The organism is Nocardia sp. NPDC019395, from assembly GCF_040632335.1.
Classification (GTDB): domain Bacteria; phylum Actinomycetota; class Actinomycetes; order Mycobacteriales; family Mycobacteriaceae; genus Nocardia.
On sequence record NZ_JBEYBT010000006.1, the window covers coordinates 75,562 to 93,985 of the forward strand.

Genomic DNA, 18,424 nt, shown 5'->3' on the forward strand with positions numbered 1-18,424 from the left:
CGGGCTACTGCGGCAATCCGAGCCGGTCGCGGGCCCAGTGCGGGACCATCGACAGATATTGCGGCCGGGTCTCGATGAAATGCCCGACCACCCGGCACATGGGCAGCGCGCCGAGCCCTTCGGCGCCGGTAGCGTGCAGCGCCGCTTCGACCAGTTCGCGGGCATAACCCTGCCCGTCGAAGCGCGGATCGATCTCGGTGTGGACGAACGCGCGCTCACCGGCGGTGTCCTGATATTCGATGTAGCCCGCGACCTCGCCCTCGACCGTGATCTCGAAGCGCTGCAGGGCGATATTGTTGCGGACCTCCGGCGGCATGGCTCGACGCTACTCGTTCGACCGGGAAAATTCGCTTCGATCGGCCGGGCGGCCCGGCGCGTCGCAGCTGATCAGGACATTTCGATGATCGCGCGCCCGACGATCTCGCCGCGGGCCAGCGCCTGGTACGCCTCGTCGGCCTCGGCGAGCGGGTAGCGGCGGGTGATGACCTCCTGCGGCCGAACCGTATTCGCCGCGACCATTCGCAGCAGGGCAGGCATATCGGTGCGCGCTTTCGCCCCGTAGGAGCCCAGCACCTGGAGTTTGCGCCGGACCAGCCGGGCCAGATCGATGGTGCCGGTAGACCCCGCCGGCGCGATACCCACAACCACGGCCCGGCCCCCGTCGTCGAGGATATCCAGTGCGGTAGCGAAGGTCGCCGGACTGCCGAGCGCTTCGAACGCCACCTCCACGCCGTAGCCGCCGGTGAGCTCCCGGACCCGGGCGGCCGCGTCCTCGGTCCGCGAGTTCACGGTATGGGTGGCGCCGAGCTTCGCCACCGCGGACAGTTTCTCGTCGCTGATATCGACGGCGATGATCTGACTGACCCCCGCGGCCGCCGCGAACTGCACGATGGAGGAGCCGACCCCACCGGCCGCGACCACCGCGATCCGGTCGCCGAGCCCGAGCCCGGCGGTGTGGAGCGCACCGAGTGCCGTGAACGAGCTGCAGCCCAGGATCGATACGGCTTCCAGACCGACTTCGGCGGGCACCGGAAAAACATCGGAGGCGGGGACGACGCAGTATTCGGCGAGGCCACCCATCGAGTACATGGCCAGCGGTGTCCCGTCGGCCCGGGCGAGCCTGGTGGTCCCGTCGTACAGGGTGCCGTTGAGCCGGTTGTGCGCGAAGAATTTCTCGCAGAGATCCTCGGCTCCGCGCACACAGTGGCGGCAGTCCCCGCACGGCATGATGAAACTGCACACCACGCTATCGCCCACCGCTACATTGCCGACGCCGTCGCCGACCTGCTCGACCACGCCGGAAACCTCATGCCCGAGCACGGCGGGCGCCGGGAACTTCACCTCGGACCTGAGCACATGCAAATCGGTATGGCACACCCCGCACGCGGTGACCCGCAGCAGCACCTCGCCTCGCTGAGGCACCGGAACCGGAATGTCCTCGACGACGAGCCGGGGTTCGTTTCCGTAGAAAACTGCGGCCTGCACGGCACCCTCCTCCACCATTCACACACTGCACGCCCGCGATAATCCGGCGCCTCGACCACCGTCTCAGAAAACGCCGGGGTTGGGGTCTGGTTCCTGTGTTTCGGCTGGCCGGTTGGTGGAGGTGGTGAGCGGGGCGGTTGGAGGGCCGAGAGTACGAACGGGCGAAAAGCCCGCTCAGGGGCTCACTGAACCCGGCACCCCGGCTGGGCACGCTCGGTACTCCCAGGACCGAAACCGTCCAGCATTCGCGGGGGTTCGCCGTCGCCCGAACCCACGACACCACCCGCGCCGCGAACCGCAGCGCCCCGGCGGTTGACGACCCCGGCTTCCACAAAACCGTGATCAACCCCCACCTCACCCAATCTGAGAGCACTGCTCTTGACTATTGAGCGCCGAGATGCGATCGTTGTTCACAACAGAGAGCGCCGCTCACAAAGGGAGAAACCATGACCGCCACCACCCGCTACCTCGCACCCTCCGGCTTCGACCCGATCTTCAACCGCGTCGTCAACCTGCTCCCGAAGCTCGGAATCAGCATCGCGGGATCCCGCCTGCTGGCCGTGCGCGGCCGGAAGTCCGGCGAATGGCGGACCACCATGGTGAACGTGATGACCACCCCCAACGGTCAGCGCTACCTCGTCGCCCCGCGCGGGCATACCCAGTGGGTCCGCAACCTGCGTGTCGCCGGCACGGGCGAGTTGCGACTCGGGCGCAAGACCGAGGCATTCACCGCGGACGAGATCGCCGACGCCGGCAAGATCCCGCTGCTGCGGCACTACCTCGAACGCTGGGGCTGGGAAGTCGGCCGGTTCTTCGAGGGCCTGTCCGAGGACGCCACCGACGCGCAGCTCGCCGAAATCGCACCCGGTTTCCCGGTTTTCCGGATCGACCGCACGCGGTGACCGGAAGACATACAGGTCAGGCGGCCGAAGCGGGGCGAGTCAGCAGGAAGTCGATCGCGGCCACATAGCCGTAACTGCCCATCCCGGCGACCACCGCGTCGGCGATGGGCGAGATGTAGGAGTGCCGGCGGAACTCCTCCCGGGCGTGCACATTGCTGATGTGGACCTCGACGATCGGTACACCCGGGATGATCAGGGCGTCGCGCAGCGCCACCGAGGTGTGGGTCAGCCCGCCGGGGTTGATCACGATTCCCGAGACCGTACCGTGCGCGCCGTGGATCCGGTCGATGATTTCGCCCTCGGAATTCGATTGGAAATGCGCGATCTCCCGGCTGCGCGCCGCGGCGGCCCGACGGCACAATTCGATTACATCCTCGAGGGTTTCCGAGCCGTACACCTCGGGCTGTCGCGTGCCGAGCATATTCAGATTCGGGCCGTTGAGGACCAGGATCGGACTGCTCGAGGTTTGCGGGAAAGCGGCATCGGACATGACAGCAACCCTACCGACACCCTGAGCGGGCGCCGATGGTTCTGAGCTACCGTGACGGGGTATCTCTGCAGTGGACGCGGACTTGCGGGGTAACGCAACACCGCTGCGGCTCGATCGGTAGCGTAGCGAACCCTGGCATGCCCGGACCGTCCGATAATTGATCATGGTCGGTTCGGCGGCGAGTTGGGTACGGCCACAACTACACACGGTGGGACCGGTTATGGTTTCGGGTTTGCGATCACTCGCAAGCAGGCATTTTTCAGGTACGGTGGTCTTGTTACTGGAGTGGCAAGAGTGAAGAGTGGGCGACATGGATGTGTGGGGATCCCGCCGCTTTCGCTTCCGGGGCGCAATAGCCCTTACGGGGGTGGCGGCTCTGGCAATAGCGATGGGATCGTGCGGGACCGGAACCGAGGAGGCCGGCCCCGAATCGGTCGTCGACCAATTCACCGAACTGCTGGACGAGCGTGATCATGCCGCGGCAGCCGAACTGACCTCTTACCCCTCGGCGGCTTCGGCAACTCTGGAGCAAATGTTCGACGGGCTAGAATCCGGCACCGTCGATTACGAGAAAACGCAATTCATCGAATTGGACCCCGAATCGGGCATCTTCAGCCTGGACGTGCACTGGAACTTCGGCGAGCGCAAGGACTGGTCCTACGGACTGGAAGGCACCGTGCGCAAGCTGTCGACCGGCTGGAAGATCTCCTGGGATCCGGGGGTCGTGATGCCGCAGCTCGCGCACAACCGCACCGTTCAGCTGGTACGCACCACCCCCGACCCGGCCCCGCGCGTGGTGGACAACATCGGCAAACCGCTGATGACCCAGCAGGACATCAATGTCATCCAGCTCGACCCGGCGCGGATGCCCGATCAGGTCGCCTCCACCGATAGGCTGGCCGCCGCCATCGAACCGGTCGCTCCGCTGATCACCGGAGCGACACTCCGCGAGGAACTGGCCGCGGCCGGCGGTAAACCCATTACCGCGGTGAGCCTGCGCGAAGGCGATTTCGCCATCCTGGAACCGGAGATGGCGCCGATTCCCGGCGTGGTGATGAAGAAGGAGCCGCGACTCGTCGTCTCCGATCGCCGGATCTTCTCGCCCCTGCTCGACGGTATGAGCAAGGTCTGGGAAGAGAGCCAGGACAAGCATTCCGGCTGGGGAGTGCAGCTGTTCGAAAACGGCCGGTTCGTCAAACAATTGGCCGGCTATCAGGGTCCGGCCGGGCCGGATATCGCCGGAACCATGGACCAGCGGCTGCAGCGCGCCGCCGAGGACGCGGTGGTCAGCGTGGGTTCACCGGCCTCGATCGTGGTAACCCAGCCTTCCACCGGCGCGGTGGTCGCCGTTGCCCAGAACAACTACTCGAGCGCCCAGGGGCCGGTCGCGTTCACCGGGCTGTACCCGGCGGGCGGCGCGATGGAGGTGTTCAAGGCGGTCGCCGGAGCATCCAAGGGTAAAGCCGCGAAGGATGTTACGGATCAGGAAGCGGTGGAAGCGGCGGCCCAGCTGGGGGTCGGAGTGGATTTCCGCGTACCGGGCCTGGACGAGGTAACCGGCCGGCCCGCGGGCGCGGGTGATGCCGAGCCGGTCCGCCAGGGCGGCGGATCCGACGCACTGCTGGCCAGTCCGTTCGGGATGGCGATCGCGGCGGCGGCGATCACCAACGGCACGCTGCGGCCACCGATGATCGAACGGGGTCGTCCGGGGGAGACCGACGCCCCGGCGGGGCCGCTGCCCGGGCCCGTCGCCGATGCGGCGCGCCGCGTGCTGCGGGACGGGATGAACGCACCGCAGATGGCACGGCTGCGCGGGTTCCGCGATGTCACCGGGTATTCGGCCAAGGCCGGTGACGACGGCTGGCTCATCGCGAATATGGGTGATCTCGCGTTCGCGATCCATATCGCGAACGTCGACAGCGGCGATATGGTCGTCCGAATGGGCGAGCGGATGCTGTCGTCCTTCGCCAAACCCGACGAGTGAGCCGGGCGGCCCGGGACTTCAGCTGATCACGCGCACGGCCGCCCGCCAGCCGAGCAGGAACAGCGCCAGTACCAGCGTCGCCACCACTATGAAGCTGAACGCTGTGCCCTGACCGCTGACCACTCGCAGCGCCATACCGACGACCAGGGTGCTCAGCCAGACCACCAGACCGGTCGGCCGGATCCGGCTACCTGCGAACGGTTCGTCCCCGCGGCGGCCGCGGTCCAGGAGGAACACGGCGATCCAGCCCACGGCCAGCCCGGCCGCGAACGGCCACACCGTATGCAGCAGGCCGGTGAGCACGGCCTCTTCGTGACTGCGGCGTCCGATAGCACAGAACAGCACCACCAGCAGCGAATCGGCAACGATCGGTCCCAGCCATCTCACAACAGCAGCCTAGTAGGCGGTGGCGCGGTGAAGTCCACCCCACCGGTCGGGGCCCGCCCGGTTCTGGAGCGACGGAGCGGGGGAGCGAAGCGGAGGAGCGGAGGAGTGAAGAACCGGGTTAATAGGGCCCCGGCCCCGCGACGCCGAAGGCGGCGCCAAAAACACAGTTCAGGCGTTGCGCCGGGTGAACTCCTTCTCGTATTCGTCGTCCTCGGCATTCCGGTTGCGGAACAGGAAGGCGAAAACGATCCAGCCGATGATCGCGATCAGCACGAAACTCACCAGCCGGTACACGAACGCGGCGGCCACGGCCTGTGCCGCCGGCAGACCGGCTGCCGCGGTGAGGCCGTAGATTAGCGTTGCGTCGACGTAGACGATGCCGCCCGGTGCGAACGGGATGGACCCGACCGCCTTACCCGCGGCGAAGGCGATCAGCAGGCCCGCCCATCGGGGGTCGCCGCCGATGGCATAGCAGGCGGCACCCAGGCAGGCGACATCCGCTACCCGATGGACCACGGCCCACCAGACGACCCCGGCCCCGTCGCGGGTGCTCAGATCCACCGATTCGACCTGGGCGAGCATGTCCCGGATCTTCTCGCGGCCCGCATCCGGCGCGCGTTTACGAGCCCGGTTGACCAGCGCCAGCCCGCGGCGCAGTACCCCCTCGAGGGTTCCGGGGTGCCGCGACGCGTAGTTACCCGCCCAGACCAGCGCCACCACGGCGGCCAGGGAGACGATGAGGTTGACCGGGCCGACCTGCCTACCGGCCAGCACGGTGCCCAGAACGCCGAGCAGGGCGAGTCCGGCCGCCGACACCACGCCGGAGAAGACGAGTTGCCAGGACGCAACCACCGGGCTCGCGCCCCAGCGCCTGGTCTGGCGATAGGTGAAAGCGGTCGAGAACACCTGCCCGGCCGGTAGCGTCACCGACATTGCCGTCGCACCGTAGACAACGGCCACCGATTTGCGCTGCGCGACCTCGACTCCGCCCGCCCGCAACAGCTGTTTCTGTACCCGGCCGAAACCGGACATCGACAGCATTTGCATACCGATACACGCCGCGACCCAGCCCCAGTGGATTTCGGTCAGTTTCTGCCAGGATTCGTGCAGGCGCGGGTAAAGGTAAACACCTTCACCGATCAGCAACAGCAGCAGAATCGAAACGGCGAGCCATTTGAGCCAGCGGAATCTCCGGCGGTGTTTCCCGCTCGGTGACGGTTTTCCGGCCGACGACACAGCAGAAGTATCCGCTGTATCTCCGTCGGCAGTCACGGGCCCAGCCTAATGGACGCGCCCGGACGGAGGGGGTACCCCTTATCGGTACTCGCGCGGACCCCGTGTTATGCGTGATCGACCTGGTCCGCGGGGGTCTCCGGATCGGCCGGAGCCGCGGCGGGCGCGGTATCCGCCGGGGTTGTGGAGCGGCTGGGCCAGGACAATCGCGTTTTGCGGCGCCGCCCGCGCAACTGCACCTCCTCGCCCGCGGTCCAATTCCGCTGTTCGCTCTCCTCGGCGAAATACAGCGCCGAACCCGAGGCAAGCACCCGGCCCGGATGATCCTTCGCGAGTTCGGTCAGCCGCGAGGCTTCGTTCACGGGATCGCCGATCACGGTGTATTCGAACCGATTCGCCGCGCCGATATTGCCCGCCACCGCCAGACCCGCCGAAACTCCGATTCCGATATCGAGGCCGGAAATCGGCCGTAGTGCTTCGCGTAGTTCCCGGGCCGCCGCCAATGCGGCCGTCGGCGCGTCCGGCCGGTCGAGTGGGGCGCCGAATATCGCCAGAGCGGCGTCACCGACGAATTTGTTGACGAATCCGTGGTGGTGGTCGATGACATCGACCACCACGCGGAAGAATTCGTTGAGCAGGTTGACCACCTCGGTCGGCGGCTGTTCGGCCGCCGTGGCGGTGGAACCGACCATATCCACGAACAACACCGCGACGAAACGGGTTTCTCCACCGAGTTCGGTGCCGTAGTCGAGCGCGCGCTGGGCCACCTCGGCGCCGACATGCTGGCCGAAGAGTTCCTGCAGGCGTTGCCGGCTCGCGGCCTCCTCCATCATCCGGTTGAAACCGACCTGCAGCAGGCCGATCTCGCTACCGTCGAAAACCTCGACCTGGACATCTCGCGGACCGTTCTGTACCTGGTCGATGGCTTGGCGGAGCTGCCGGACCGGGTCGGAGATACTGGAGGCCGTCAGCATGGACAGGGCCAGTGCCTGCATGATCACCACCCCGCACAGCAGCAGGATCGACACCGCCAGCGACTGCGCCGAGAACTTGATATCCGACGAGATCTGGGTGACGCACAGCAGCACAATGGCGATGGTCGGTGCGAAGGTCCCCATTCCCCAGGTCATCGCCATCCTGGTGCCGACGCCGGGGGTGAGCGTGTGATCGAAGCGGCCCGCGGTGAGCGCCTCGGCCGCGACCGGGCGCAGAATGCGTTCGCCCAGCATGTAGGTGAAACCGAAGACGATGGTCGCGGCCATACATTCGGTGATGATCACGGTGCCGGCCAGGGCCGGGGTTTCGGAGATGATGTCGGTGGCCAGTACGGCGCCACCGAGGATCCACAGCGCCAGATGCAGGATCGCCTGACGCAGCGGGGCGTGCAGGGTCGCCATCTGTTCCTGCCGGCTGGGTGGTCCGCCGCGTACCTGCCAGCGCATCACCGGCCGCAGCATCAGCGCCGAGGCGAGCACACTGAGCACCCCGCCGGTGAGGAACACGATCGCGGGGACGAGCAAGCCGATCTGCCGTGGTCCGGGCTCGTCGCCCTCGGGCACCGGTAGCCCGTACTGGATGAACGCCCACACCAATACGGCGCCGAAGGCGTTCGCGAGCAACATCGAGGTCAGGTACAGGGGCCAGCGCGTATGCATGGTCTGTTTGACCGCTTCCAATGGCGCTGACACGTGTACTAATCTAGCGTCCGGCCTCGGCGGCCCGGTGCTCCCGGGCTCGGGCGATAGGGTCGGGCGGGTGACCGAGCCGAAACCCTCTGCCGCGGACGCCGTTCATCCGATCGTCCGGCAGACCGCCGAATGGGCCTGGCGGCTGCTGGTGATCACAGCTCTGGTGGCGGTGCTCGCGGCGGCCGTGCGGCGCCTCGACACCGTGGTGATTCCGCTGGCCATCGCATTGCTCGCGGCCGCTTTGCTGGTCCCGCTGGTGGACTGGATGCAGCGCCGCGGTCTACCGCGGGGTCTGGGCGTGTTCGTCGCGCTGGTCGGTTCACTCGGCCTGGTCGCGGGGGTCGTGACCTTTGTGGTGGAACAGTTCGTGGTGGGCGTACCGCAGCTGTCCGACGAGTTCACCAGCAGCATCCACAAGGTGCAGGACTGGCTGATCACCGGTCCCCTGCATCTGAGCGACGAGCAGATCCGCACGGCGGGCGATGCGGCGATCCGGGCCATCCAGTCCAATCAGGACACGCTGACCAGCGGTGCGCTGACCACAGCGACGATGGTCGGCCATATCCTCACCGGCACCTTCCTCACCCTGTTCATCCTGATCTTCTTCCTCTACAGCGGATACCAGATCTGGGAGTTCGTCACCCGGATCGTGCCCCGGCCGCATCGCGAACGGGTGCGTACCGCCGGGGAACTGGGATTCGGTTCGCTGGTGGGGTTCGTGCGGGCCACGGTCGCGGTCGCGGCCGTGGACGCCATCAGTATCGGCGCGGGACTGGCCGTGCTGGGGGTTCCCTTGGCCCTGCCGCTGGCCTCACTGGTGTTCATCAGCGCGTTCATCCCGATCATCGGTGCGTTCCTGGCCGGTTTCGTGGCGGTGTTCATCGCCATGATGACCAAAGGTTTCGTGACCGCGCTGATCGTGCTGGGCATCATTGTCGCGGTGATGCAGGTGGAAGGCCATGTACTGCAACCCCTGCTGCTCGGCCGGGCGGTACGCATCCATCCCCTCGCGGTGGTGCTGGCGATCGCCGCGGGGCTGGTGCTGGGCGGTATCGCGGGCGGCTTGCTCGCGGTACCGCTGGTCGCGGTGCTGAACACCGCGATCCGCTCGCTGCTGGCCGAGGATCCAGAAGAATTGCTCGCGGAACTGACCGCGCCCGGCAGGGGTATCTATGCGGCCGAGCCGGATTCGCCCGAGCCCGAAGGAGCCGCGTCGGCGGACGGACCGGACAGCGGCCGATTCGATATCGCGGCCCTGTTCGCCGAAGCGCAACGGCGACTACCGCTACCACGAGCGACCACCACCGATACCGAAACACCCCACGCGCGGCCGGCCGGCCCGGGCGACTCGCCGCATCACCCTGCCGATGCCGGCGAAACCGGCGGGCAGAAGGTCTGACCGGGCCCGGGACGCCCACCGTATCCGGGAACGCCCTGATGCGGGATGGCGTCGCCGCTGGGTAATCTCGGACCTATGAGCGGGCCCGATCCGGTTTTCGACGATGCGGGTCCCGGCGGCCAGGTGGGCAACCGGGATCTGCGTGTTTCCGATGCGGAACGGGAACACGTCGGGGAGCTGCTGCAGCGCGCTGTCGGGTTGGGCATGCTCTCACTGGGCGAGTTCACCGAGCGGATGGATACCGCGTTGGCGGCCAAAACCCGCGGCGAACTGAATTCGGTGCTCATAGACCTACCGGGCGTCCGGCTGATCGGCGAACCCGCCGCGCCGCCGCCGGGCCACGGTAGACCCGCGCCGCTTCCGCAACCCGGTGACGCCGCGCGTTCGCCGCTCTCGGGTGTGGTGCAGGGAGGGACCATCCGGCCGCGGATGTCGGGAGTCAACCGCCGCGGAAACTGGCAGGTCGCGCCGGTGCTGCGGGTGAACAGCTGGCTGTCCGGCGTAACCCTGGATTTCACTCAGGCGGTGATGACGACTCAGGTGGTGGAGATCCAGGTCGACGACTACGCCAGTTCGCTCACCCTGGTCGTACCGCAAGAAGCGACGGTGGATCTGGACGGTCTGGAACTGGTCGGGTCCAGTGTGAACAACAAGGTGCGCAGCGGTCCGCCGATCGGCCCGCTGCACCTACTGGTACACGGCCGGGTCCGCTTCGGCTCGGTCACCGCCAAGCAGCCGTTCATGGCACATTGGCGGCGCCTGCTCGGGAGCTGAACCGCTTCGCGGCCGGGGAGTTCGCGCTATGCGCCGCCCCGGCCGTCACTCCGGGTCTTCGCGGCGGCGGAGCAATTCGTTCACACTGACCGAACGCCCCTCACCGTGCTGATGCCGGCCCGGATCTTCGGGATTGGGCGGCGGCATACCCGCCTGTTGCCGGCGGGCCGAACGCAGCCCGGCCATCCAGGATTCGATGCTGCTGCGTTCCCGGGGATCCGGACCCTGCTGCGCCTCCGTCGATCCGGCGGGCTGCCCGGCCGGACCGTCCGGTCGCGGCCAGGCGGGCGGTACCGGGCGGGCGGGCGGTTCCGGATTATGCTGCTGCCTCGGCATTTCCGGCGGCAGGCCCCGTGGGACGCGACGGGGCAGCTCCGGCAGGCCGGACTGCGGTGCGCCCGGAGACCCGCTCCCCGGATTCGAAATCCGGGGCAGGGGGCGGGGTTGCGAACCCTGATCCGGTGCGCCCCGATGATCCGCCGGGCCCGGTCGTTGATCGGGTGCGGGACGACGCGGCGGGGCGGGCGGCCGGGCCGGTCCGGGGTCGGGCCGGTTCCCGGACGGCTGCGGGCCGGCGGGGCGCGGCGGCGCCGGCGGCCGGGCGGGGCCGGCCGGGTGACCCGGTGCACCGGGTAGCCGTAGGGAGGAGTTCGGCCGCGGTTGCGCGGGGTCGTTGTTGATCCGCGCCTGCTGCGGGGTCGGGGGTACGGGGGGCGCATCCGCGGGGGTCGGATAGACCGTGCGACCTGTCGCCTGCCGGTTCTCCGCGTCCTCGACCGGTTCGGAGGCGAAAAGGCCGCGCAGGGTGGGGGTCGCGAAACCGGGACGTTCCGGCGGTGTCTGCTGACCGCCCGGGCTGCCGGGCCGGTCGGGACCGGCCTGGTTTCCGTTGGCGCCCGGCGGCCGGCCGGGGCCCGGTTCGCGGCCGCTCGGACCCGGTTGCGCGGACAGGGAATCGCTTCTCCGGCTGTTGTCGGGGACAGGGCCTCGTCCGGATTCGGGCGGCCGTCCGGTGCTGCCCGGCCCCTGACCGGCGGAAGGAGCATGTGGACCCCGGGCCGGTCCGCCGGCCGCGGGCCGTGGGCCGCCCGGCTGCTCCGGGCCGCGCACCGGCGCACGGTGATCCTCCGGGGCCGGACGGGTGTGCCGTCTCGTCGCGGCCGATCCGTCGTCGGGCAGGTTCCGGCCGGTTTCACCCTCGGCCGATTGCGGGGTGGCGCGTGGCCGGGTGGGGTCCGGCGGTGTCGGCATCGGTTGTTTGGGCGCGGTCGGTCCGGATCCGGCCGGGGCCTGCTTATCGGGACCCTTGCGCTGCCCCTTGGACACCGCCTTCATATGCGTCGTGGGCGCGGCGGCCTCGATCTCCTCGCGGGAGCGCTCGAGCACCGGCGTCTTGCGCTGTTTATCGGACGGGACGGCCGGCATCTGCATGGTTACCGGATCGGTGACCGGCGTGGTCTTGACCAGATCGACCAGATCGCCCGACCCTGGGCGCTCGTCGTCCAGGATCGGCTCGCCCAGGCCGATCTTCTGCTGGATCCGTTTCATCCAGGCCGGTGCCCACCAGCAGTCGTCACCGAGGAGTTTCATGGTGGCCGGGACGAGCAGCATGCGCAGAATGGTGGCGTCGATGATCAGCGCCGCGATCATGCCGTAGGCGATGTACTGCATCATCACCAGATCGGAGAAGGCGAAGGCGCCTGTCACCACCAGCAGGATGAGGGCGGCGGCGGTGATGATCCGCCCGGTGTGCGCGGTGCCGATGCGCACCGCCTCGGTGGTCGAGGCGCCCTTGGCGCGGGCCTCGACCATCCGTGACAGCAGGAACACCTCGTAGTCGGTGGACAGGCCGTAGATGATCGCGATGATCAGCACCAGCACCGGGGACATGATCGGCTGCGGGGTGAAGTTCAGGATTTCCGCACCGTTGCCGTCGATGAATATCCAGGTCAGGATGCCCAGCGTGGATCCGAGGCCGAGCACGCTCATCAATGCCGCCTTGATCGGCAGCACCAGCGACCCGAAGGTCAGGAACATCAGCACCGTCGTGACCAGCAGCACCACCGCGATCATCAGCGGGATCCGGTCCACCAGGGCGTCGATACTGTCGCCCTGGAGTGCCGGCTGCCCCCCGACCAGCATCGTCACATCGTCCGGTACATCGATCGCCCGCAGGTAGTCCACGGTCGGCTGGTAGTTGTCGGAGTCGAGCAGGGTCGCGCTCGTGCGGAACACATTCTCCTGCGTCGGGGATTCCGACGGCACCGCGAAACCGGCGGCGTCGGCCAGGCCGGGCGCTTTATCGGCCTCCTTCAGCACTTTCGCGATGGACGAAGTGTTCTCGCCCTGGAAGATCAGCTGGATCGGATCGGATTGGCGCAGCGGGAACGTCTTGTCGAATTCCTCCTGCGCGACCCGTGTCGCGTTATCCGGCGGCAGATACTTCTCGCTCATACCGCCGAAGGCCAGATTCTTGACCGGGATGATCAACAGCAGCAGCAGGATGCAGATCGGGATGGCGATCTTGAGGGGATGCTGCATCACCCAGGTGGTGGCGCGGCCCCAGAGACTGGACTCGACCTCTTCCGCGGATTTGGTCTTGCGCATCTTCTTGAAGCTCAGCATGTCCACCCGCGGTCCCAGCACACTCAGCATGGCGGGGAGCAGGGTGATCGAGGCGAGCGCGGCCATGGCGACGGTGGCGATGGTGCCGTAGGCCATGGATTTAAGGAAGCCCTGTGGGAACAGCAGCAGGCCGCCGAGACTGGCGATGATCATGGTCGCGGAGAACACGACGGTCCGCCCGGCGGTGACCACCGAACGTCTGACGGCGGCCCGGGTGTCGTAGCCCTCGGCCAGTTCTTCGCGGAACCGGCTGACTATGAACAACCCGTAGTCGATGGCCAAGCCCAGGCCGATCATCGAGACCACCGCCCCGACGAACGTGTTCACCTCGGTGAATCTCGTCAGCATCATGATGATGCCTTGCGCGGCGATGATCGTCAGGCCGCCGACGATCAACGGGAGACCGGCGGCCACCACACCGCCGAAAACGAAGAACAGCAGGATACCGACCGCGGGGATGGCCAGGATCTCCATCCGCTTCTGGTCGTGCGCCATGGTGTCGTTGAGCGTGCCCGCCACCGGTTGCAGGCCAGCGACCTGCACATCGACCCCGTCGATGAAGAAAGCGTCTTTGACGGCGCGATAGTTGCGGACCATATCGTCGTCGTTGTCGCCGACGATCGCGACGGAGGCGAAGGTTTTGGTCTTGTCCTTGGAACCGAACACCGCGGGCTGGGCCTCGCCGGTTTCGGTTTTCCAATAGGCACCGTTCACCTTCGCGATCTGGTCCGGATGTTCGCGCGGCAGGCTGTTGAGACTGTCGACGATCTTGTTCTGGAACGCGGGATCGGAATCGACGGTCTGGCCCTCGGGCGCGGTGTAGAGAACCAGCACGTCGCCGTTGTGATCGCGGCCGAACGCTTCGTCGGAGATCTCGGCGGCCTTCACCGACTCCGAGTTCGGATCGAACAATCCGCTGGAGCTGAGATGATCCGCCAGCCCGAGACCGTAGGCGCCCAGCCCCAGCATCCCTGCGACAACAACTCCGATAACGGCGAAACGCAGCCGGTAGACCAGATCGCCCCAGCGGGTGAACACTTTAAGCGACTCCTTGTGCGGGGCGAGAGGTGAGTAGCGCCGACAGCGGCCGGAACGGCTGCAGCCAGGCACCCTCGTCGGGCAACGAGTCGAGGCTCACCCGCGGGAGCGGTTCACGGAATACTCCCGGGATGTCCTCGAGGTCGACGAATTCGAGGGTATCGGATGTTACCGCCCAACTAGCGTGCTCGCGGAAGCCGAGTACCTGAACCGGGATACCGTCACCGGCCAGTTGTTCGAGCGGCTCGCGGAATGCCTGGCCATCGGCCGAGGCCACGATGATGCCGGCCAAGCCCGCGCCGCGGGTGCGTTGCGCGATATGGCCGAGCATATCCGAGTCGACATCGGAATCTTCGTCGATCTTGGGTTTGGCGAAGACGGCGTAGCCCACATTGCGTAACGCCTCGACCCACGGCCGCACCACATCGGCGGTGCCGGGGGCGATATTGGTGAACACGGTGGCCTCGGGTTCCACCCGCTGTTTCGCGCCGACCGAGAGTTCGGCGGTACGCGCCAGCAGCCACCGGCCCAGCGCGTCGAACCGGGGCCGGTAGGCGGCAGTGGGACGGCCACCGAGAATCGCACCCAGCCCCATGTCCAGGTTGGGCGCATCCCACACGAGCAGAACGCGCCGCAATCTGTCCGAATCGGGTCCGGCGGGCTCGCCGCCCGGTTCGCGCAGACTTTCGGCAACCTCATCGCCGCCGGGGGCCATCTCACTGACGCTCATCATTCGATCTTGCCCCATATGAACTCGTTGATCGCACTACCGGCCTGATGTGCCTTGCTCTCGAACTTGGTGACAGGGCGTTCGAAACCGATCGGTGCCGAATCCCGATGCTCGGCGCTGACCCCGCCGGTGGTCTCGTTCCATCCGGCGAGCAGGGGTTCTCCCGCGCCGACTTCCGCGATGTGCTCGGCGTATCCGGCGTGGTCGGTGGCCACGTGCAGAACTCCGCCGGTTCGCAGCCGGTCAGCGATGAGCGCCACGGTGGCCGGCTGCAACAGGCGGCGCTTATGGTGACGGGCCTTCGGCCACGGGTCCGGAAAGAACACACGCACACCGGTCAGCGATCGGGGAGCAATCATGTTCTCCAGCACATCTACCGCATCGCCGCGCAGCAGCCGGATATTACCTATCTCATCGCGTTCGACCCGCTGGACGAGTTGCGCCAGGCCCGGCTGGTAGACCTCGATACCGATCAGGTTCAGTTCCGGTTCGGCCTGGGCCATGGCCGCGGTCGCGGTACCGGTACCGCAGCCGATCTCGATGACGAGCGGGGCCCGGCGCCCGAACCAGGCGTCGGCGTCGAGGGGCTCGTCGGCCACTTCGCGGCCGATCAGCGGCCAGGTCCGGTCCCAGGATTTCTGCTGGTTGGGGGTGAGCGCGCCGCGCCGGGAGCGAAAACTGGTGACCCGCGGGTAGAGCCGGGAACCGGCATGCCGTCGCCGGGGACCTCCGGCGCCGCCGGAGGTATCCGACAGTGTGACCGGAACGGACTCGGGGCTGGGGTGCACGGCGTCGTTCACCGCTCTATTGTCTCGCATGGCAGGTTCCGGGACGCACCGGACCGGCCGCCGGCTACTCGTTGGTAGGGCGAGCCCGGTCCGTGCCCGGCGCACCGCGGGCGGTCTTCTGACAGAATGCGCACCGGAACAGGGGGTGCGTACGGTGACAGTCGAGGGATCGGACAGGTACATGCGTGAGGCGGGGGCGGCTGATCCGCTCGAGCGGATGATTTCGACATTGCGGATGGGCGACGGCGTGGACGCCGGTATCGCGAACGGTATCGAGGTGGCGGTCCAGCGCTGGCGGACCCTGCCGCGGGCACAGGTCGCGGGCCGGACCCGGTCGGGCCGGACCACGGTGGCCAGGGCGCTGGGACTGAAACACGGTGCCGAGACCGCGCCCGTCGACGAACCCGGTTTCCCGGACCCGGTACTCGACGCCGACATCATCATCTATGTCCTCGCCAGCACTCCCTCGCCGGGAGACCGGCGAATCCTGGCCGAGCTCCCCCCGGAGCGCACGCTGCTGGTGCTGAACAAGGCCGATGCGATCGGCACCAGCTGGGCCGACGCCGTAGCGGCCGCGGACCAGTACTCCCGGGCCTTCGGGCTCCAAGCGCATCCGATCGTCGGGGCGCTGGCCGCGCAGACGGTCGCCGGAGCGCTGCGCGAGGCCGATCTGGCGCTGCTGCGCCGGCACGCGGGCAACGGTTCCCTTTCGGCCGTATCGGCGGAGGCCTTCGTTTCCCCGGCCGCGGGACCCGATACCGAGCAGCGGGCCGAACTACTCGACCGGTGGGACCTGTACGGGCTCGGTTGTGCGCTCGCGGCCCTCGAACGCGAGCCCGGGCTGTCTCCGCAGACGATCCTGCAGATCCTGCACACGGCCAGCGGGATCGAGCCCGTGGCCCGGCTGCTCGGGCTGCGCTACCAGCAGGCGATATCCCGGCGAGCCGGGGGACTCGTGGACGAACTCACCCGGCTCGCGGCGCGGGCGGTTCCGCAGGGGCAGAGCCGGGCGCGGGCCCTGATCACCGAATACCTCGCCACCGACGAGGCGAGCTGGCTGGGCCTGTGCGGTGGTCTGGTCGATCCCGAGGTATCGCATCTCGCGGCGGGCTATCCACAGCCCGAGCCCGCGGACGCCGACGACGCCCTCGCCCGCGCCATCCGGTGGCGCGCGGTGGTCGCCAGCGATATGTCACCGGCCGCGCGCCGGGCCGCCGTTCGAGTGCACAACGGGTACGTACGGGTATGGGAACGGATGAGCAGTGTCGGACTCTGACCGGAGTCCGGGAGCCGGCAGCACCGGTTCGGTTCCCGCCCCGGGTGCGCAGCCGCCGGCCCCCTTGCCGGAAGCGGTCGCCGCGATCGTGGGCCGCTGGAATCCGCAGGGTATGTCGCTGCTGAGCACGATGACGGTCACCGGGAACAACGCGGCCGTCCGGCTCATCGGCCCGGACGACGCGAACACCACCCTGTTGCGCACCGAGTTGACGCGCTTCGAACCGCGGATCGAGCTGAGCGCGCCGGTGGCCGACGCCACGAATGCGGCGCCGGGATCGGTGACGCTGCTGGTGCTGGACGCCGGTGTGGTGATCGGCGCCGCCGAACTGGACCTTGTGCGGCGGCTGCGCGCGGAGGGCAGCCGGGTGCTGCTGGTGTTGAACGGAACCCACGCCCATATGGATTGGCAGCTGGTCCGCGACCGCAGCGCCGAACTACTCGCCGCCGCCGGACTGGACTGCGAGATCGTGCCGGTTTCCGCCCGCCTGGCACTCGCCGCCCGGACATCGGCGGATTCGGCGCTGCTCGACCGCTCCGGTCTCGCGCTGCTGCACGCCCGCCTCGCCGCGCTCACCACCGATACCGCCACCGCGGATACCCGCCGGGTCGCCGCCGCGACACGAGTGGTCACGCAGACCATCGACCGGATCGCGCAGGAGGAAGCGCTGCTGGCCTCGGGTACCGAAGCCGAACAGCTGCGCGCCGAACGCGCCCGGTTGCTCGCCGAACGCGACGGTGGCCGGGCGGTACTCGTATCCACCCTGCGGGCACAACTCAACCTGGCGCGGGTCGATCTGCTGACCCAGGTGGGCCACCGGGTCCGGGCGCTGCACGCCGAGGCACGTACCGAACTCGACCGCCTGGACCGCGCGGGCCGGCGCACCTTCCCGGAACGGTTGCGGTCCGCGGTCGCCGCGCTGACCGATACGGTCGACCGCGATATCGCCGCCCGGCTCATCGAGCTGCGGGCGCGAGCGGCGGCCGCCACGCCGGCGGCCGGTGCCGCACTACCGGATGAGACCCCCGGCTTCCGCCACGACCCCGCTCCCACACTCGGCCCGGATCCGCAACCCAGGGGCCGGGGTGTCGAAGATCACCTCATGATCGTCCTCGGTGCGTCCGCCGGGGTAGGCCTCGGCCGGTTGCTGGTCTCGCCGCTGGCCCTGGTGCCGGCCTTGGACACGGCCACGATTCCGGTGACCCTGCTGCTCGGCGCGGGCGCGGCAGCCTGGGTGGTGCGCGCCCGCCGTCAGCTCGCCGACCGCGATCACCTGCGGCAATGGGTGGCGGACGCGATCGCGAATGTGAAGGCTCAGCTCGAACAGCGCGCGGTGACGGCGCTGGTGGAGACCGAAACGGTACTCTCCGACGAGATGGTCCGGTCGGCTGCCGACCGGATGCTGGAGGTCGATCGCCGGGTCGCCGAACTCGAGACGGCGCTGCGCCGCGCCACCAGCGGACAGCCGGGCCGGCTCGCCGCATGCGCACGTGACCGGCAGATTCTCGAACAATGGGCGCCCGAGTCCGGAAAATAGTTTGTCCACCCCTATTGATAGGCAACCCGCTTCCATAGGGGTCGCAATACCGCGTTAACCTCTAGACAGGAACCTGGGCGTCCGCTTG

The 18,424-nt window shown here is 68.1% G+C and carries 15 protein-coding genes; 6 read left to right on the forward strand and 9 right to left on the reverse strand.

Features of this window, described 5'->3' with window-relative positions:
* Positions 1–4: 4 nt before the first annotated feature.
* Both ABZ827_RS17465 and ABZ827_RS17470 read right to left on the reverse strand, forming a co-directional pair.
* Positions 5–316 carry a GNAT family N-acetyltransferase gene (locus ABZ827_RS17465; protein ID WP_357237808.1) on the reverse strand — a complete coding sequence of 104 codons (312 nt, stop codon included), beginning with the start codon at positions 314–316 and terminating at the stop codon, positions 5–7.
* A 71-nt stretch (positions 317–387) separates the two neighbouring features.
* Complete coding sequence (locus ABZ827_RS17470; protein WP_357237809.1) at positions 388–1,485, reverse strand: zinc-binding dehydrogenase; 1,098 nt, start codon at positions 1,483–1,485, stop codon at positions 388–390.
* A 446-nt stretch (positions 1,486–1,931) separates the two neighbouring features.
* Here ABZ827_RS17470 and ABZ827_RS17475 point away from each other — a divergent pair, with 446 nt between their 5' ends.
* Positions 1,932–2,387 carry a nitroreductase family deazaflavin-dependent oxidoreductase gene (locus ABZ827_RS17475; RefSeq protein ID WP_357237810.1) on the forward strand — a complete coding sequence of 152 codons (456 nt, stop codon included), beginning with the start codon at positions 1,932–1,934 and terminating at the stop codon, positions 2,385–2,387.
* Between the two features lie 16 nt (positions 2,388–2,403).
* On the opposite strand, the gene aroQ is transcribed toward ABZ827_RS17475, so the two are convergent.
* Positions 2,404–2,877, reverse strand: a complete 474-nt coding sequence (gene aroQ / locus ABZ827_RS17480; protein WP_357237811.1) for a type II 3-dehydroquinate dehydratase — start codon at positions 2,875–2,877, stop codon at positions 2,404–2,406.
* 367 nt (positions 2,878–3,244) lie between these two features.
* Between aroQ and ABZ827_RS17485 the strand changes: the two genes are divergently transcribed.
* Positions 3,245–4,861 (forward strand): NTF2-like N-terminal transpeptidase domain-containing protein, encoded by a 1,617-nt coding sequence (locus tag ABZ827_RS17485; protein WP_357237812.1) that lies wholly within the window; start codon positions 3,245–3,247, stop codon positions 4,859–4,861.
* 18 nt (positions 4,862–4,879) lie between these two features.
* Here the strand turns inward: ABZ827_RS17485 and ABZ827_RS17490 are convergent, their stop codons facing one another.
* The 3 genes from ABZ827_RS17490 to ABZ827_RS17500 all read right to left on the reverse strand — a co-directional run bounded on the left by ABZ827_RS17490 (position 4,880) and on the right by ABZ827_RS17500 (position 8,136).
* Complete coding sequence (locus ABZ827_RS17490) at positions 4,880–5,248, reverse strand: DUF3054 domain-containing protein (RefSeq protein WP_357237813.1); 369 nt, start codon at positions 5,246–5,248, stop codon at positions 4,880–4,882.
* A gap of 168 nt (positions 5,249–5,416) precedes the next feature.
* Positions 5,417–6,520: a YbhN family protein gene (locus tag ABZ827_RS17495; protein ID WP_357237814.1), complete on the reverse strand. Its 1,104-nt coding sequence runs from the start codon at positions 6,518–6,520 to the stop codon at positions 5,417–5,419.
* A gap of 68 nt (positions 6,521–6,588) precedes the next feature.
* On the reverse strand, positions 6,589–8,136 hold the full coding sequence (locus tag ABZ827_RS17500; protein WP_357237987.1) for an adenylate/guanylate cyclase domain-containing protein: 1,548 nt from the start codon (positions 8,134–8,136) through the stop codon (positions 6,589–6,591).
* A gap of 100 nt (positions 8,137–8,236) precedes the next feature.
* On the opposite strand from ABZ827_RS17500, the gene ABZ827_RS17505 reads away from it, so the two are divergent.
* Together ABZ827_RS17505 and ABZ827_RS17510 are read left to right on the forward strand one after the other, a co-directional pair.
* Positions 8,237–9,568: an AI-2E family transporter gene (locus ABZ827_RS17505; protein WP_357237815.1), complete on the forward strand. Its 1,332-nt coding sequence runs from the start codon at positions 8,237–8,239 to the stop codon at positions 9,566–9,568.
* 123 nt (positions 9,569–9,691) lie between these two features.
* Complete coding sequence (locus ABZ827_RS17510; protein ID WP_357237988.1) at positions 9,692–10,342, forward strand: DUF1707 domain-containing protein; 651 nt, start codon at positions 9,692–9,694, stop codon at positions 10,340–10,342.
* A gap of 45 nt (positions 10,343–10,387) precedes the next feature.
* Here the strand turns inward: ABZ827_RS17510 and ABZ827_RS17515 are convergent, their stop codons facing one another.
* Genes ABZ827_RS17515 through trmB form a run of 3 tightly spaced genes read right to left on the reverse strand, consistent with a single transcriptional unit; the run spans position 10,388 to position 15,553 of the window.
* On the reverse strand, positions 10,388–14,005 hold the full coding sequence (locus tag ABZ827_RS17515; protein WP_357237816.1) for an MMPL family transporter: 3,618 nt from the start codon (positions 14,003–14,005) through the stop codon (positions 10,388–10,390).
* Position 14,006: 1 nt separating this feature from the next.
* Complete coding sequence (locus ABZ827_RS17520) at positions 14,007–14,735, reverse strand: NYN domain-containing protein (protein WP_357237817.1); 729 nt, start codon at positions 14,733–14,735, stop codon at positions 14,007–14,009.
* The gene (gene trmB / locus ABZ827_RS17525; protein WP_357237818.1) at positions 14,735–15,553 is read right to left on the reverse strand and encodes a tRNA (guanosine(46)-N7)-methyltransferase TrmB; all 819 of its coding nucleotides are present in this window, start codon (positions 15,551–15,553) and stop codon (positions 14,735–14,737) included. Before trmB ends, ABZ827_RS17520 begins: the two co-directional genes overlap by 1 nt.
* Positions 15,554–15,677: 124 nt before the next feature.
* On the opposite strand from trmB, the gene ABZ827_RS17530 reads away from it, so the two are divergent.
* Together ABZ827_RS17530 and ABZ827_RS17535 are read left to right on the forward strand one after the other, a co-directional pair.
* Complete coding sequence (locus ABZ827_RS17530; RefSeq protein ID WP_357237819.1) at positions 15,678–16,799, forward strand: hypothetical protein; 1,122 nt, start codon at positions 15,678–15,680, stop codon at positions 16,797–16,799.
* Positions 16,786–18,336, forward strand: coding sequence for a hypothetical protein (locus ABZ827_RS17535; protein WP_357237820.1), 1,551 nt, complete (start codon positions 16,786–16,788; stop codon positions 18,334–18,336). The genes ABZ827_RS17530 and ABZ827_RS17535 overlap by 14 nt, the downstream gene beginning before the upstream one ends.
* The last annotated feature ends 88 nt before the right edge of the window (positions 18,337–18,424 follow it).

Excerpts from the sequence above, each read along its gene's own strand:
- ABZ827_RS17465 (WP_357237808.1), bottom strand. The coding sequence starts at position 316 with ATGCCGCCGGAGGTCCGCAACAATATCGCCCTGCAGCGCTTCGAGATC.
- ABZ827_RS17475 (WP_357237810.1), top strand. The coding sequence starts at position 1,932 with ATGACCGCCACCACCCGCTACCTCGCACCCTCCGGCTTCGACCCGATC.
- aroQ (WP_357237811.1), bottom strand. The coding sequence starts at position 2,877 with ATGTCCGATGCCGCTTTCCCGCAAACCTCGAGCAGTCCGATCCTGGTC.
- ABZ827_RS17500 (WP_357237987.1), bottom strand. The coding sequence starts at position 8,136 with ATGCATACGCGCTGGCCCCTGTACCTGACCTCGATGTTGCTCGCGAAC.
- ABZ827_RS17520 (WP_357237817.1), bottom strand. The coding sequence starts at position 14,735 with ATGAGCGTCAGTGAGATGGCCCCCGGCGGCGATGAGGTTGCCGAAAGT.
- trmB (WP_357237818.1), bottom strand. The coding sequence starts at position 15,553 with ATGCGAGACAATAGAGCGGTGAACGACGCCGTGCACCCCAGCCCCGAG.